General features: G+C 40.6%; 17 protein-coding genes. 15 read left to right on the forward strand and 2 right to left on the reverse strand.

Annotated features, from left to right (window positions below; all coding sequences use genetic code 11):
• Positions 1-61: 61 nt before the first annotated feature.
• The 12 genes from AC4CS8_RS04600 (at position 62) to AC4CS8_RS04655 (ending at position 11,119) form a co-directional block, all read left to right on the forward strand.
• Positions 62-970 carry a CPBP family intramembrane glutamic endopeptidase gene (locus AC4CS8_RS04600; RefSeq protein WP_493893760.1) on the forward strand — a complete coding sequence of 303 codons (909 nt, stop codon included), beginning with the start codon at positions 62-64 and terminating at the stop codon, positions 968-970.
• 60 nt (positions 971-1,030) lie between these two features.
• Complete coding sequence (uvrB, locus tag AC4CS8_RS04605) at positions 1,031-3,016, forward strand: excinuclease ABC subunit UvrB (protein WP_493893761.1); 1,986 nt, start codon at positions 1,031-1,033, stop codon at positions 3,014-3,016.
• A 23-nt stretch (positions 3,017-3,039) separates the two neighbouring features.
• Positions 3,040-3,531, forward strand: a complete 492-nt coding sequence (locus AC4CS8_RS04610; RefSeq protein WP_493893762.1) for a GNAT family N-acetyltransferase — start codon at positions 3,040-3,042, stop codon at positions 3,529-3,531.
• A complete protein-coding gene (locus tag AC4CS8_RS04615; protein WP_493893763.1) occupies positions 3,528-4,259 on the forward strand; it encodes an elongation factor Tu in 732 nt (243 codons plus the stop codon). Before AC4CS8_RS04610 ends, AC4CS8_RS04615 begins: the two co-directional genes overlap by 4 nt.
• 9 nt (positions 4,260-4,268) lie before the next feature.
• Positions 4,269-4,736, forward strand: a complete 468-nt coding sequence (locus AC4CS8_RS04620) for an 8-oxo-dGTP diphosphatase (RefSeq protein ID WP_493893764.1) — start codon at positions 4,269-4,271, stop codon at positions 4,734-4,736.
• A gap of 204 nt (positions 4,737-4,940) precedes the next feature.
• Positions 4,941-5,753, forward strand: coding sequence for a transporter substrate-binding domain-containing protein (locus AC4CS8_RS04625; RefSeq protein ID WP_493893765.1), 813 nt, complete (start codon positions 4,941-4,943; stop codon positions 5,751-5,753).
• A gap of 115 nt (positions 5,754-5,868) precedes the next feature.
• On the forward strand, positions 5,869-6,684 hold the full coding sequence (locus tag AC4CS8_RS04630; protein ID WP_493893766.1) for an ABC transporter substrate-binding protein: 816 nt from the start codon (positions 5,869-5,871) through the stop codon (positions 6,682-6,684).
• 505 nt (positions 6,685-7,189) lie between these two features.
• Positions 7,190-7,321 carry a hypothetical protein gene (locus AC4CS8_RS04635; RefSeq protein ID WP_493893767.1) on the forward strand — a complete coding sequence of 44 codons (132 nt, stop codon included), beginning with the start codon at positions 7,190-7,192 and terminating at the stop codon, positions 7,319-7,321.
• On the forward strand, positions 7,314-7,781 hold the full coding sequence (locus AC4CS8_RS04640) for an alpha/beta hydrolase (RefSeq protein ID WP_493893768.1): 468 nt from the start codon (positions 7,314-7,316) through the stop codon (positions 7,779-7,781). The genes AC4CS8_RS04635 and AC4CS8_RS04640 overlap by 8 nt, the downstream gene beginning before the upstream one ends.
• Positions 7,782-8,497: 716 nt before the next feature.
• On the forward strand, positions 8,498-9,349 hold the full coding sequence (ylqF, locus tag AC4CS8_RS04645) for a ribosome biogenesis GTPase YlqF (RefSeq protein ID WP_493893769.1): 852 nt from the start codon (positions 8,498-8,500) through the stop codon (positions 9,347-9,349).
• Entirely contained in the window at positions 9,336-10,112 is a 777-nt protein-coding gene (gene rnhB, locus AC4CS8_RS04650; RefSeq protein ID WP_493893770.1) for a ribonuclease HII, read from the forward strand. The genes ylqF and rnhB overlap by 14 nt, the downstream gene beginning before the upstream one ends.
• Entirely contained in the window at positions 10,112-11,119 is a 1,008-nt protein-coding gene (locus AC4CS8_RS04655; RefSeq protein ID WP_493893771.1) for a YdcF family protein, read from the forward strand. The genes rnhB and AC4CS8_RS04655 overlap by 1 nt, the downstream gene beginning before the upstream one ends.
• 21 nt (positions 11,120-11,140) lie before the next feature.
• Here the strand turns inward: AC4CS8_RS04655 and trhA are convergent, their stop codons facing one another.
• Entirely contained in the window at positions 11,141-11,806 is a 666-nt protein-coding gene (trhA, locus tag AC4CS8_RS04660; protein ID WP_493893772.1) for a PAQR family membrane homeostasis protein TrhA, read from the reverse strand.
• Positions 11,796-12,242, reverse strand: a complete 447-nt coding sequence (locus AC4CS8_RS04665; RefSeq protein ID WP_493893773.1) for a DUF1836 domain-containing protein — start codon at positions 12,240-12,242, stop codon at positions 11,796-11,798. The genes trhA and AC4CS8_RS04665 overlap by 11 nt, the downstream gene beginning before the upstream one ends.
• Before the next feature lie 239 nt (positions 12,243-12,481).
• On the opposite strand from AC4CS8_RS04665, the gene AC4CS8_RS04670 reads away from it, so the two are divergent.
• The 3 genes from AC4CS8_RS04670 to dprA are packed head-to-tail and all read left to right on the forward strand — an operon-like array spanning position 12,482 to position 14,882.
• Positions 12,482-13,054 (forward strand): sugar O-acetyltransferase, encoded by a 573-nt coding sequence (locus AC4CS8_RS04670; protein WP_493893774.1) that lies wholly within the window; start codon positions 12,482-12,484, stop codon positions 13,052-13,054.
• Positions 13,038-13,991: an ROK family protein gene (locus AC4CS8_RS04675; RefSeq protein WP_493893775.1), complete on the forward strand. Its 954-nt coding sequence runs from the start codon at positions 13,038-13,040 to the stop codon at positions 13,989-13,991. Before AC4CS8_RS04670 ends, AC4CS8_RS04675 begins: the two co-directional genes overlap by 17 nt.
• A 48-nt stretch (positions 13,992-14,039) precedes the next feature.
• Positions 14,040-14,882, forward strand: coding sequence for a DNA-processing protein DprA (dprA, locus tag AC4CS8_RS04680; protein ID WP_493893776.1), 843 nt, complete (start codon positions 14,040-14,042; stop codon positions 14,880-14,882).
• Positions 14,883-14,925: the final 43 nt, after the last annotated feature.

Here is a 14,925-nt window from a genome sequence, read left to right on the forward strand (position 1 = left end):
TCTTGCCTTTTGCTGCGTAAAAGGATAAAATACATATATGAAGAATGCAAGGAGAGCTTCTATGAAAAGAAAGAGAATGTTTGATGCTGTCAGAATATCGAACAATAAATGGCAGAATTGGCTGTATGCAATTGTGGTCATTGTACTTGTTTATTTATTTATAGAAGTAGGAAGATGGATTGGTCAGTTAGTTGTACTGTTTGGAATGAGCACAATTCCAAGTCATATTATCCAATTTCTTTTTTATAATTTGGACCCCCTCTTTGTGCAATTAATTGTTTTTTTATTTATTGCTATCATTTTATTTATATGGGTGAAGTTTATTGAGAAGCGGCCAATCAGAGATTTGGGACTTTATCGTAAGAAAGCTTTTGTTCAGTTGCTGTTGGGATGGTTGATTGGAGTAGCAATGATATCAACGGTGGTAGGCCTACAGTTGGTAACAAAGTCATTACAAATTTCTTTAGTCGTTTTTACTAGTGCAAGTTTTATAAATCTTTTAGGAATGGCCCCTTTTTGGTTCATTCAGAGTGGAACAGAGGAGTTGCTGACCAGAGGTTGGTTATTTCCAACCGTTAGCCGAAAGACAAATCTTTTGATTGGGACAGCAGTATCTAGCTTGCTTTTTTCCATGCTACACATTCAGAATCCGTCTATTAGTTGGATATCCCTTGTAAATATCGGCCTATTCGGTCTTTTGGCTTCTCTTTATGTTTTAGTAACTGATAATATTTGGGGGATTTCAGCTCTACATGCTGCTTGGAATTGTTTTCAAGGTAATTTTTATGGTCTCTCAATAAGTGGTATTCAGCCTGCTTATAGTTTATTCTATCTATCTCCTACGAATAAACCAGACTATCTAACAGGGGGGCTGTTCGGGCCAGAAGGTAGTATTTATTCCTCTTTAGTTATGATTGTTGTCATCATTCTATTGAGCATTATATTATGGAGAAAGAAAGAGGTCGTTTGACCTCTTTTTGTCTGCACTTATGGTAGAATAGAAGAAATATGTGTAGAGAAGAGAGAAATCATGATCAACCGAAATACTGAAAACCAATTTAAACTAGTGTCAAAATATTCACCGTCTGGTGACCAGCCTCAAGCCATTGAAACCTTGGTGGACAACATCGAAGGGGGTGAAAAAGCCCAGATTCTCATGGGGGCGACTGGTACTGGTAAGACCTACACCATGAGCCAGGTCATTGCTCGTGTCAATAAGCCTACTCTGGTCATCGCCCACAACAAGACTCTAGCTGGTCAGCTCTACAGCGAGTTCAAGGAATTCTTCCCAGAAAATGCGGTCGAATACTTCGTATCTTACTATGATTACTACCAGCCAGAAGCCTATGTGCCATCTAGCGATACCTATATTGAGAAGGACAGTTCGGTCAATGATGAGATTGACAAACTTCGTCACTCAGCTACCTCAGCTCTTCTCGAACGAAATGATGTCATCGTAGTAGCGTCTGTCTCTTGTATCTACGGTTTAGGTTCGCCAAAAGAGTATTCTGATAGCGTAGTCAGTCTGCGACCAGGTCAGGAGATTTCCCGTGACCAGTTGCTCAATTCTCTGGTAGATATCCAGTTTGAGCGCAACGACATTGACTTTCAACGGGGGCGCTTCCGTGTGCGTGGAGATGTGGTGGAGATTTTCCCAGCTTCTCGTGATGAACACGCCTTCCGTGTGGAGTTTTTCGGGGATGAAATTGACCGCATTCGTGAGATTGAAAGCCTGACAGGTAAGGTTTTGGGCGATGTGGATCACTTGGCTATTTTCCCTGCCACCCACTTCGTGACCAACGATGACCACATGGAAACGGCTATTGCCAAGATTCAGGCGGAACTGGAAGAGCAACTCAAGATTTTTGAGGCAGAAGGCAAACTCTTAGAAGCTCAGCGATTGAAACAACGGACCGACTACGACATCGAGATGCTTCGAGAAATGGGCTATACCAACGGAGTTGAGAACTATTCACGACACATGGACGGGCGAAGCGAGGGCGAGCCTCCTTATACCCTGTTGGACTTTTTCCCTGAAGATTATCTCATCATGATTGACGAGAGTCACATGACCATGGGGCAGATTAAGGGTATGTACAATGGTGACCGCTCACGCAAGGAGATGCTGGTCAACTATGGTTTCCGCCTCCCGAGTGCACTGGACAACCGTCCGCTGCGCAGGGAAGAATTTGAGAGCCATGTCCACCAGATTGTCTATGTATCTGCGACGCCGGGTGACTATGAAATGGAGCAGACTGATACCGTTGTCGAGCAGATCATTCGGCCGACCGGGCTTCTGGATCCAGAAGTGGAAGTCCGTCCAACCATGGGCCAAATGGATGACCTTTTAGGCGAAATCAATGCCCGTGTTGACAAAGGTGAGCGAACCTTTATCACTACCCTGACCAAGAAAATGGCAGAGGACTTGACCGACTACCTGAAAGAAATGGGCGTCAAGGTCAAGTATATGCACTCGGATATCAAGACCTTGGAGCGTACGGAGATTATTCGTGATCTTCGCTTGGGTGTCTTTGATGTTCTGATAGGGATTAACCTCTTGCGTGAAGGGATTGACGTTCCAGAAGTAAGTCTGGTTGCTATCTTGGATGCTGACAAGGAAGGTTTCCTCCGTAATGAACGGGGCCTCATCCAGACAATCGGTCGGGCGGCCCGTAACTCTGAAGGTCATGTGATTATGTATGCGGACAAGATTACCGAGTCTATGCGAAAGGCTATGGACGAAACAGCCCGCCGCCGTCAAATCCAGATGGCTTATAATGAAGAACATGGTATCATTCCACAGACTATTAAGAAAGAAATCCGTGACCTGATTAGCGTGACTAAGGCTGTCACTCAGGACAAGGAAGAAGTGGTGGACTTCAATGCTCTCAACAAGGATGAACGCAAGGCTATGATCAAGAAACTGGAAGGTCAAATGCAGGAAGCGGCAGAAGTGCTGGACTTTGAACTGGCAGCCCAGATTCGTGATATGGTCATCGAGTTGAAGAATATGTAGGAATAATTCACGGAGGTAGGGATATGCTGATCAAACCCATGCAGACTGAGGAGGAAATCAGGGGCAAGGCTTATGTTCATTGGAAGTCTTGGCAGGAGGCCTATGCTGACTTGTTACCGCAGGATTTTCTCCAAAAGACCTATACGCTAGAACGCTGTCAGGACTGGGCCTTTCGCTATCCTCAAAATATCTTGGTAGCAGTGGTGAACGAACAGGTGGTTGGCTTTGCCTGCTACGGTGCCAGCAGTCAGGAGGACTTGCAGGAGGCTGGTGAGCTCTACGCCCTCTATGTTTTGGCGGACTACTACGGCCAGGGGATTGGCTACCAGCTCATGCAGGCGGCTTTGGAGCAAATGCAGAGCTATAAAACGATTTCCCTCTGGGTGCTAGAAGGGAATGAGCGTGCTATTTCCTTCTATGAACAGGTTGGTTTCCGCTTTGACGGTGTGACCAAGACAGTCAAGCTAGGAGCAGAACGCACCGAACACCGTATGGTTTTGAGGAGAAAATTTTGAAGGATTTATTTTTGGTTAGCGATGAGAAGCAATTGGCAGATTATACAGATTTTGTTGAACGCCATAGAACTGTATTAAAAAATTACCTCGTATATTTACAGACACATTTTCAAGTGGAAGACTTACCCGATGTAATTATCTGGTCGGATAAAGAAGCGGCAACTGGCTTCATCCGAGAATGCCCTATCCCAGCTTATACAAATGATGTTCGTATGGTGATGACACCGGATTTGGAAGTTTGGAAGGACATCTATCTTAAACAAGTGGAGAATTATTCTACCAAAGATACACAAGAAATTGTAGCCTATTATCATTCTCTATCAGATAACCATTTGTTACAAATTATTGGACATGAATTGGCTCATCAGAGTGAACAGTTTTTGGACTATGAAGAAGAGACGATGTGGTTTGAAGAAGGCATGGTAGAATATATCAGTCGCAGTTATTTTCTAACGAAAGAAGAGTTTGATAGAGAAAAGCAGATTAATCAGCAATTAGTTCACCTCTTTCAAATAAAAAATGGTCATCACCCCTTGTCTCAATTTGGTCAAGCTACCTATCAAGAAGATTATGCTTCTATGTTTTATGAATACTGGCGTAGTTTTTTAGCGATTGATTATCTAGTAGAAAAATTTGGAACGGCAGAGGCAGTATTTGCTGAATATCACCGTTGGAATAATGAAAATAGACCAGTAGATTTGTTGACTTGGTTTGGAATAGAAATATAAGGAGTTTGAATGTCAAGGAAAGAAGTGGTCACTTTGACTAATATGTGTTTAATTGAAAATGAGGACGGTAAGGTTCTTGTACAGATTCGTGACCCTAGACGCTATCGTTGGTCAGGTGTTGCCTTCCCGGGAGGACATGTTGAGGAAGGCGAGAACTTCCACGATTCTGTGGTCCGCGAGGTTCAGGAAGAAACTGGCTTGACCATTCACAAGGCTCACCTAGTTGGCATCAAGCATTGGCCTGACCAAGATGGCCATCGCTACATGGTCTTGCTCTACAAGGCGACTGACTTTTCAGGGGAAATTCGCTCCTCGGAAGAAGGTGAGGTTTTATGGGTGAACAAAGCAGAGCTGGCAAACATGGATCTGGCCTATGACCTACTTGAAGTCCTGGCAGTTATGGATAGCCCTAATCTATCCGAATTTTTCTACACTCAGAAAGATAGAGATGGCGAGTGGGATAAAAATTACCGATAAAGAACAGTTTTGGAATCTGTTCTTTTTATATTAGAAAAAATGCATAAAAATACAAAAACAGGGTTGACAAATGTATAAAAATAAAATATACTGAGAACATCTTTTGAAAGAAAGGTGAAAAATATGGGAAAAATTGCATTCAAAGCCCGATGATTTGTCTAAATAAGAATAAATATTCAATCGAGGGAAATAAGGAGAAAAAATATGAAAATTACAAAGTATATGATGTCAGGTTTAGCAGTATTAACAACACTAGTGTTAGGAGCATGCAGTAGCTCAGAAACGACAGAGGATACTTCTTTGTCTAAGGTTGAAGAAAAAGGAGTACTGGTTGTTGCTTTAAATCCAGAGTTTGCACCATTTGAGTTTAAAGCATTAGTTGATGGGAAAGATACGCTTGTTGGAGCAGATATTGAATTAGCTAAAGCGATTGGTGAGGAGTTGGGAGTTGATGTTGAATTTTCGACTATGAGCTTTGATAATGTCTTAAACAGTGTTCAAAATGGCAAAGCAGATATTGCAATTTCAGGTATTTCAGCTACGGAAGAACGCGCAAAAGTCTATGATTTTTCGGTTCCTTACTACACATCTACAAACAAACTGATTATCAACAAGGTCAACGCGGAAAAATATACAGACTTGGAATCCTTAGCCACAGCTACAATTGGAACGCAAAAAGGGTCTATTCAAGAACAGATTGCAACGGAGCAGTTTTCAACAGGTACGATCCTCTCACTGACTTCTAATGGTGAATTGGTTAACGAATTAAAGTCACAAAAGCTAGATGCACTGATTTTTGAAGAACCGATTGCTAAGGCCTACGTTGCTAAAAATGATGATTTAATGATTCTTGATGTCGAAATTACTAGCAATTATTCAGACGCATATGCCATTGCCTTGCCAAAAGGAAGCACAGCCTTGAAAGAAAAAATTGATGTAGTTATCACGGAATTGGTCGAATCTGGAAAGATGGATCAACTGGTTCAAGAAGCCTACGATCTTTCCATTAGTCAGTGAAGTGTTATTTTATACAACGAAACAGAATAAATAATCAATTACACTTGACAAATGAATAAATATAAGATAAACTAATCTGGTATTTAAAAAAGTATAGAAAACAAGAGGAATTTTTATGAAATTGAAAAAAATTGTTACCGCAGCAACTGCAATTGTAGCAAGCTTGACCTTGGCTGCTTGCTCTTCATCAACAACTGAGTCGTCGCAAAGCACTCTTGAAAAAATTCAAGAAAAGGGGACACTCGTGGTTGCAACAAGTCCAGATTATGCACCATTTGAATTTCAAGCACTTGTAGACGGTGAAAACCAAGTTGTCGGAGCAGACATCATGTTGGCGCAAAAGATTGCAGATAAACTAGGTGTCGAACTAGAAATCTCTTCGATGAGCTTTGACAATGTCTTAAGTAGTGTACAAAATGGCAAAGCAGATATCGCTATTGCGGGGCTTTCATATTCCGATGAACGTGCTAAAGTCTTTGATTTCTCCGACAGTTATTATCAGATTCAAGATGTCCTTTTGATTAAGAAATCTAATTTGGATACTTACACAGATTTAGATTCATTGGCAGGTAAAAATTTGGCAGTTCAAAAGGGGTCTACTCAGGAAACCTATGCTAAAGAAAAAATAAGCAGTTCCAATATTGTATCTTTGACGCTTATGGGAGAGGCAGTCAACGAACTAAAATCAGGTCAAGTTGAAGCGGTCCTTATGGACTCACCAGTTGCGGCAGGTTATGTTTCTCAAAATTCAGATCTTGCTATTGCCAACATCAGTTTCCCAACTGTTGATGAAAATTCAAAAGTAATTGCTATGCCGAAAGGTAGTGATGATTTGAAGGCTGAAATTGATGCTGTCATCAAAGAGATAGTAGAAAGTGGAGAATTTGATACCTTCTTAGAAAAAGCAGCAACCTACACAGCAGTTGAATAAACATAAGTAATTAACCTTATCACGGAAGTGATAGGGTTTTATTATGGCTTCGAGCCAGTTTTTCTCGAAGAGAAAAATAAGAAAACCACCAGCTATACTGGTGGCTGACGAGGCTTTGAGAATCAATTTTTTACTGTTATTATCTCTTGTTCAGGTCAGATTTAAGAGTAGTAGGCTAGTTTAGTACATATTAAATGGAGATGCGCTATCATATAGTTTTCATACCAAAGACGTTAGCCCAGTTTTCAAAAGAAGTTTCAATGGCGACTCATTATAGAAAATTGTACGATTGTATATTACTTCACTCAGTTTGTATGATACTGAGATAAAGGGATAGAATGCTGGAGATGATAAAAGCCATTTTGTAAGAAAAGTGGTACAATAGGTAAAAATTTAAAACGAGGTGAAATGTGAGAAAAAAGTCTTATTCTTGGTCACTTTAGTGAGTATCATCATAATAGTATTTGTATTTATACAACAAAAAAATAGGAGTACAGACAAACAGGTGACAACTCAATTGTCCACTAGTAAATCAGCGGTAGAACAATCGTCAACTCAAAACATTGATACAACAACTTCCTCAACTTTTGAACTACAAGCATCAGACGATATTGTTTCTGAAAAACTATATGGTTAAAAGTGAAGATGTTGACTTATATGGGATAGTGACTGCAACTCGGAACTATAAGAACGAGAAACGACCACTCGTCATCATTTCGCACGGTTTCAATAATACTTTAGAAATGTATGAAGAATATGCGGATTATCTTGCTCGACTTGGTTTTATCGTCTATCGTTTTGATTTTTATGGTGGGAGTCAGAGTTCCAAAAGTGGAGGAACCGATATGTTATCCATGTCTGTTCTGACTGAGAAACAGGACTTATCAGCAGTTGTCGATAAACTTTCCAAAGAATCGTTTGTAAATGCAGATGCTATTACTTTACTTGGCGCTAGCCAAGGGGGAGTTATTTCAACACTTTACGCTGCAGAAAATCCAACAGCAGTCAAAAATATGGTTCTCATTTTCCCTGCCTATGTCTTATTTGATGATGTCAAAGAAACCTATGCAAATTTGGGTGTTTCATCAATATTCTGAATTAGTGACTGTTGAAGGTGGTGTGCATTGGATTGATAACAATTTTAATCAAGTTGCCATTCCAGCGATAGAAGGATTTTTGACAAAGTAGTTTTTATATTGATCACTGGTGAAAATTATCAGTTTCTATAATGAATTGTTTTAAGAAATAAGCTAGTAGTTCAACACTGCTACGTTAATACTCGATTTGAGAACAAAACAGAAATGGATTTTAGGTTGATATCGTTGAGCCCATCGCATGGTGGGCTCCTATTTTATATCAAGTTTGAGGTAGTTTTTCTGTAAATTAATTTTCTTACGAATTTTGCCCAGCCTCCGATATAGTTTTTTCCTGGAATTGTAATAATGCTATACAATTGATTGAGCAACAATAGCTTATCAGCTAAAGTCAGTTCATTCGAAGAATCAATTCTATTCCGTTCTTGTTTCAAACCTGATAAAAACTCCGTCCATTTGGCCATTTTTCTAAACATTAGTTTGAAGTTATGATAAAATAGTTAAAGTCAGTTCTTTTAGCAATCATTAACTCTCTTTCAAAAATTGAAAGAGAGTTAATGATGTTTCAAATAAGATAGAAATGCAAGTTCAACACATAAGAAGCAGCATTTGAACTGCAAGATAAATTGAATTGAAAAAAATTGGTTTGTTTTTTGATTTTTAGAGAATATTGAAAACCAAGGGCCTCAAACTCTAACTAGGAAAGGAATTATACACTCATGGCAATTATTCAATGGTTTCCGGGCCATATGTCCAAGGCGCGCCGTCAGGTGCAGGAAAACATCAAGCACGTTGATTTTGTGACCATTCTGGTCGATGCTCGCCTGCCCCTATCTAGCCAAAACCCTATGCTGACCAAGATTGTCGGCGACAAGCCAAAACTCATGATTCTTAACAAGGTCGATTTGGCTGACCCTATCCGTACGAAAGAATGGCAGAGCTACTTTGAAGGTCAGGGGATTCGCACCTTGGCTATCAACTCAAAAGAGCAGGCTACCGTAAAAAAAGTGACCGACGCAGCCAAGAGTCTTATGAAAGATAAGATTGAGCGACTACGCGAAAGAGGCATTCAAAAAGAAACACTGCGGACTATGATTATCGGTATTCCAAACGCGGGTAAATCTACGCTGATGAACCGTCTGGCAGGCAAAAAGATTGCGGTTGTTGGCAATAAACCTGGTGTGACCAAGGGACAGCAGTGGCTCAAGTCCAATAAAGACCTTGAAATTCTTGATACACCGGGGATTTTGTGGCCTAAGTTTGAGGACCAGGAAGTTGGACTTAAGTTGGCTCTAACTGGTGCGATTAAGGACCAGCTATTGCCTATGGATGAAGTGACTATTTTTGGTTTGGACTATTTTAAGGCCAACTACCCAGAACGTTTACAAGAGCGGTTCAAGGGCATGGATTTGGAGCAGGAAACGCCTGAACTCATCATGGAATGGACTAAAAAGTTAGGTTTCCGTGATGATTATGACCGTTTTTACAATCTCTTTGTCAAGGATGTACGAGATGGTCGCTTGGGAACTTACACATTAGACAAGGTGAGTGACTTAGATGGCAACGATTAAAGAAGTGACAGCTCTGCTGGCTCAGGTGGATAGTCTAGACAGTCCTGTTTGGGCAGACTTGGCTCAGGACGTACGAGCAGGTGTACAGGCTGCTATCAAGAAACGCCAAAAGGAGTTGGAAAAAGAAGCAGCAGAAGATGCTCGCTTAGAGGCTATGCTATTTTACGAAAAAGCCCTTTATGAAAATGGGGTGGAGTGGATAGCTGGTATCGACGAAGTCGGCCGAGGGCCTCTAGCAGGTCCAGTAGTGGCAGCAGCAGTCATCTTGCCAAAAGGCTGCAAAATCCGCTACCTCAACGATTCCAAGAAAATTCCCAAGTCCAAGCATGAGGCAATCTATCAAGAGGTGATGGAGCGGGCTCTGGCAGTCGGTGTGGGTATAAAAGATGCAGGAGTCATCGACCAGGTAAACATCTACGAGGCGACTAAGTTAGCTATGTTGGAAGCTTTGGGCAAACTGAGCCAAGAGCCTGAACACCTCTTAATAGATGCTATGAAGTTGGACACGAAAATTCCGCAAACCTCTATCATCAAGGGGGATGCCAACAGCCTGTCTATCGCAGCAGCCTCTATTGTGGCCAAGGTGACGCGGGACAAGATGATGGCTGACTATGATAAGGAGTTCTCAGGCTACGGCTTCGCTAAGAATGCTGGTTATGGAACGGCAGAGCATTTGGAAGGCTTGAACAAGCTAGGCATCACGCCCATTCACCGCAAGACCTTTGAGCCGATTAAGTCAATGGTAGAGGGAGGAAGGAAGTAGTGACAGTCTTTTTTTGGCTTTTTCTAGCTTCAGTGGGCTTATTCGCTCTTCTGTATTTCCGTGAACGTCGATCTATCTTCATTTCTCTCTTTGCCTTGAATATACTGATTTGGGCATTGGCATGGATTATTTCAACAGGTGTTTTAGAAAACAATGAGCTGTTGAGATTGTTGGCTATTGCAGTAGCTATGCTTTTGGCCTTAGCCTTGTTAAGTGGTCCATTTGTGCTCTTGATAACGCTCTATCTGAATGGTTTTCAGATTTTAAAGAGAGAAGGAGTTCGCTTCCATAATTTCTTGTCCTTGGGCTTAGCGATAGCTTTAACTTTCTATCTCTTTATTGCTCCCTTTGTGGTCCAATCCCTTTCAGGCATCAGCTTTTTCAACATGCTGTTCGTCTACGTTGGTTTTTTGGTGTCCTATGCTATTATCATCAGCATGCTCTATACCACGTCTAGCTTTGTCAATCTGGTCAATCTCTTCCCAGGAAAGCTTGATTATGTGGTAGTCTTAGGTGCTGGCTTGATTGGTGATAAGGTAACACCACTTTTGGCTTCGCGGATTGAAAAAGGCATAGCGATCTACCAGAAACATCCTGGCAGCAAGCTCATCATGTCAGGCGGACAGGGTCCTGATGAACTCCTGGCAGAGGGGCAGGCTATGGCACATTATGCCATGGAGCAGGGCATTCCTGCGGAAGATATTGTGATAGAAAACCAATCAACTAACACCGAGGAAAATTTGAAATTTTCCTATGCCCTGATGAAACCTGGCAGTCGATTTGCCCTTGTAACCAATTACTATCACGTTTTCAGAGCTCTGCTATTGGCACGAAAACTGAAAATAAAATGTATTGGCTATGGAGCAAAAACCAAATTTTACTTTAGCCTTAATGCCTTCATTCGTGAATTTGTTGGCTATGTGGTCATGAGCCGAGAGGCGCATTTGGTATTTTTGGGAATCGTGTCAGTCCTTTACTTGCTTGGTATGATAGTTAGTTTAATGTAGTAAAAACAGCCTCTAGCATGACTAGAAGCTGTTTTCTGATAGCATAAAATACACAATCGCAATGTACTGAAGGGCTGAAGCAAGTAGGATGAAAAGATGCCAAATCATGTGGAAATAAGGCTTTTTCTTAGCATAAAAGAGAGCACCAATAGTATAAGACAATCCTCCAGCCAGCATAAGAATGCCAAATACCATTCCAGTCTTTTGCAGAATAGCAGGCAGAATAAACACAACTAACCAGCCCATAAAGAGGTAGAGAAAAAGACTGAATTTTTCGTTTATTTTTTTAGCAAAAATTTTATAGAGAATTCCAAAGATGGTCAATCCCCACTGCAAACCAACAATCAGATAGCCCAGCCAGCCACCGACTAAGGAAAGGGCAACAGGTGTGTAGCTCCCAGCAATGGCGATGTAAATCATGCTGTGATCGATAATGCGGAGAATGTACTTGTGAGTGGAGGCGTAGGGCATGGAGTGGTAGATGGAGGAGGATAAAAACATGAGAAATAGACTGATGACAAAAATAGACATTCCAACCACTGCAGTTAGGTTATAGTCTTGAAAAGAATGAATAGCCGTAATCGGCAATAAACCCAACATGAGCAAGGCTCCAACAGCATGTGTTACGCTATTTGCGACTTCCTCTCCGAAAGAAAGTTGAAGGCTTAATTTTAAACTAGGATTCATGGTGGCTCCTTTCTAACTCAATGGTGAGCTGACGTGTTTTGTAATAGAGTTTGACGGACTGGCAAGCATAGCGAATGATTTCAGGTGTCTGCTCACTCTCCTTATCAAGCATACAATCTACAAAATGATTGTATAAGGTTTCTGAGTCGCTTGATAGGAGAAGAAGGTTTAAGGTTTGGCTGATTTCCTGAATAGAAAAGACATTTTTTAAGATAGACAAGGCGATTAACCTTGCTAATTGATGTTTTTGATATTTTTTCTTTATCGGTTTCTCAATCTGTTTATGCTTCACATAGTTATTTATCATAGCTGCCGTCAAACTTTTCTGGTCAAGGTCATCGGATGAACTGGTTGCTTGATTGACATATAAGAGTACTTGATCTAGGTATAAATCTAAATCAGGAAGGTCTTGCCAGTAAGGGATTTTGTAGGTCATTATTATCAACTCTCTTTCATCTAGTATTGATAACTAGATTATAAGGTATAAACGATAAAATGTAAAGAAAAAACTATTCCGCAATAAAAGTATCTTGTTATATTTAACCTTCATTACCTATTCAATGCCTAAAATTAATGAGCACATGGCTATTATATCGATAGACTGTTTGAAGGTTTGACTTTTATAAAAAGAAGTTCTATTATAGGAGAAAGATACAAAATAGAAAAGAGAAAACGATGCCAACAGAAAAAGAAAAAATGATTGCTGGTCAGTTATACATTGCCGCCGATCTAGAATTACGTCAAATGCGGACAATTGCTCGTAGAAACATGCAAGAGTTTAATAATGAATTAGATGGTGATAGCCGTTCAAGAATATTGAAAAGCTGGTTTGGACGCACAGGTGAGCGTATTTATATGGAGCCAAATTTCTACTGTGACTACGGTAGTAATATCCATGTCGGAGAGGATTTTTATGCCAATTTCAATTGCACTATGTTGGATGTTTGTCCGATAACGATTGGGAAAAATGCTATGCTTGGTCCAAATGTACAATTATTGACTCCTTTGCATCCGCTAGATCCTGACGAGAGAAATTCGGGTGCAGAGTATGGTGCACCCATCACAATCGGTGATAATTTTTGGGCAGGGGGCGGAGTGACCATCCTTCCTGGTGTAACATTAGGTAATAATGTTGTAGTTGGTGCAGGTAGTGTTGTCACCAAGTCTTTTGGTGATAATGTTGTTTTAGCAGGCAACCCTGCGCGTGTTATCAAGGAGATTTCTGTCGATAATGAAACAATATCTTAGTATCGATATCGGAGGTACCTTTATAAAGTACGCTCTACTAACAGAGAGTGGAGAATTCTCTGAACGAGATAAAAAGTCAACTCCAGCAACTAAAGAGGAGTTCTTAAAACTATTAGAAGGATTAATCGAGACGTATCGTCCCTATATTTCTGGTGTTTGTATAGCATGTCCAGGCTCTATTCAGACTAAAACAGGCTATGTTCGTTCAGGTGGGCTCATTCCCTACTTGAAAGCTATACCTTTGGGATCCTATCTATCAGAATGTTCAGGCCTACCTGTAACAGTTCTCAATGATGCAGATGCTGCTGGTTTGGCGGAAGCAATTTCTGGCAATCTTGTTCAGTCTTACTGTGGAGCAGCTTTAGTGTTAGGAACAGGTGTGGGCTTGGCTTTAGTCTCTGAAGGACAGCTTACCAATCTCGCTCAATTACAAGCCAAGGGATTACTTACTCGACCGCTTAGCCATTTTAAAGAAGGAGAAGAGGGAAATATTTTGCAAAATCTAGGGCATATTCTAGATCTTAACTGGCGTGGGATTCGAAGTTTGGTAGCCAATTCAGGATCAGCTGTTCGTTTTATCACACAGGCTAGTTACCGATTAGGTTTAGAGACAGAAGATGGCCCCGAAGTGTTTGCTCGCTTATCGGCAGGAACCGATGTAGAATTGACAAATTTATTTAATCAGTACTGCCAAGAGATTGCCTATCTCATTCTTAATCTAAGAATTTTGTTTCAGTTGGATAAATTGGTCATTGGTGGCGGTATTAGTAACCAGATCCTTTTAATTGATCATATCAATATTGCTTATCAAAAAGTGATTAGTAACGAGGGAGTACCAAGTACATTCTTAGATTCTCCTCTTATTACTTCTTGTCATTATCACAATGACGCCAATATTATTGGAGCGCTCTATTTTCATCTTCAAGAAACAGCTTAGAGCTGTTTTTTGTTTTTACTTGCGAATTGATAAGTTGAGGTGATAAATATGAATAATTTTGAAATTTTTAAATTGAAAAAGGCTGGATTGACGAATCTTCACATCAATAAAGTCCTATCCTATCAGGAGCAGTGTAACAAGAAGTTATCCCTTCGCAATATAGCAGTTGTATCCGAACATAAAAATCCTCTTGTATTTATAGAGAATTACAAAAATCTGGATATTAAAGCTTGTCGTGAGGAATTTAATCAATTCCCGTCCTTTTCTATCCTAGATGATATCTATCCTTTGGAGCTCAAGCAGATTTACAATCCACCTGTTTTGCTATTTTATCAGGGAGATTTGGAGTTGCTGGCTAAGCCCAAGTTGGCAGTAGTTGGGTCTCGTCGATCCAGTCAGACAGGCATCCAGTCTATTCAGAAGATTATAAAGGAATTGCAAAATCGTTTTGTCATTGTTAGTGGATTGGCACGGGGGATTGATACAGCGGCTCATGTAGCTAGTCTAAAAAATGGAGGGCAAACTATTGCAGTGATTGGAACAGGACTAGATGTTCATTATCCTAAGGAAAATACTGCTCTACAAGACTACATAAGCAAAAAACATCTAATCTTATCAGAATACCCACCAGGCAGTCAGCCTCTTAAATACCACTTTCCAGAACGAAATCGAATCATTTCCGGCTTAGTAAGTGGAGTTGTCGTTGCTGAAGCTAAGCAGCGTTCAGGAAGTTTGATAACCTGTGAACGAGCCCTAGAAGAAGGTAGGGAAATTTTTGCCATACCGGGTTCGATATTGGATGGAAAATCAGATGGATGTCATCACCTAATCCAAGAAGGTGCAAAGTGCATCACAAGTGGGTTTGACATCCTTTCCGATTATAAAAATTAAATCGAGTTTTCCTATAGGAAATTAAAACTCTTGACACGTAATA

The sequence above is a fragment of the Streptococcus sp. NSSLK0004 genome (genome assembly GCF_059039125.1).

Coding starts and splice junctions, on each gene's coding strand:
- dprA (WP_493893776.1), top strand. CDS start 14,040: ATGAATAATTTTGAAATTTTTAAATTGAAAAAGGCTGGATTGACGAAT.
- AC4CS8_RS04610 (WP_493893762.1), top strand. CDS start 3,040: ATGCTGATCAAACCCATGCAGACTGAGGAGGAAATCAGGGGCAAGGCT.
- AC4CS8_RS04625 (WP_493893765.1), top strand. CDS start 4,941: ATGAAAATTACAAAGTATATGATGTCAGGTTTAGCAGTATTAACAACA.
- AC4CS8_RS04620 (WP_493893764.1), top strand. CDS start 4,269: ATGTCAAGGAAAGAAGTGGTCACTTTGACTAATATGTGTTTAATTGAA.
- uvrB (WP_493893761.1), top strand. CDS start 1,031: ATGATCAACCGAAATACTGAAAACCAATTTAAACTAGTGTCAAAATAT.
- AC4CS8_RS04665 (WP_493893773.1), bottom strand. CDS start 12,242: ATGACCTACAAAATCCCTTACTGGCAAGACCTTCCTGATTTAGATTTA.
- AC4CS8_RS04675 (WP_493893775.1), top strand. CDS start 13,038: ATGAAACAATATCTTAGTATCGATATCGGAGGTACCTTTATAAAGTAC.
- AC4CS8_RS04630 (WP_493893766.1), top strand. CDS start 5,869: ATGAAATTGAAAAAAATTGTTACCGCAGCAACTGCAATTGTAGCAAGC.
- rnhB (WP_493893770.1), top strand. CDS start 9,336: ATGGCAACGATTAAAGAAGTGACAGCTCTGCTGGCTCAGGTGGATAGT.
- AC4CS8_RS04670 (WP_493893774.1), top strand. CDS start 12,482: ATGCCAACAGAAAAAGAAAAAATGATTGCTGGTCAGTTATACATTGCC.
- trhA (WP_493893772.1), bottom strand. CDS start 11,806: ATGAATCCTAGTTTAAAATTAAGCCTTCAACTTTCTTTCGGAGAGGAA.
- AC4CS8_RS04600 (WP_493893760.1), top strand. CDS start 62: ATGAAAAGAAAGAGAATGTTTGATGCTGTCAGAATATCGAACAATAAA.
- ylqF (WP_493893769.1), top strand. CDS start 8,498: ATGGCAATTATTCAATGGTTTCCGGGCCATATGTCCAAGGCGCGCCGT.
- AC4CS8_RS04640 (WP_493893768.1), top strand. CDS start 7,314: ATGGTTAAAAGTGAAGATGTTGACTTATATGGGATAGTGACTGCAACT.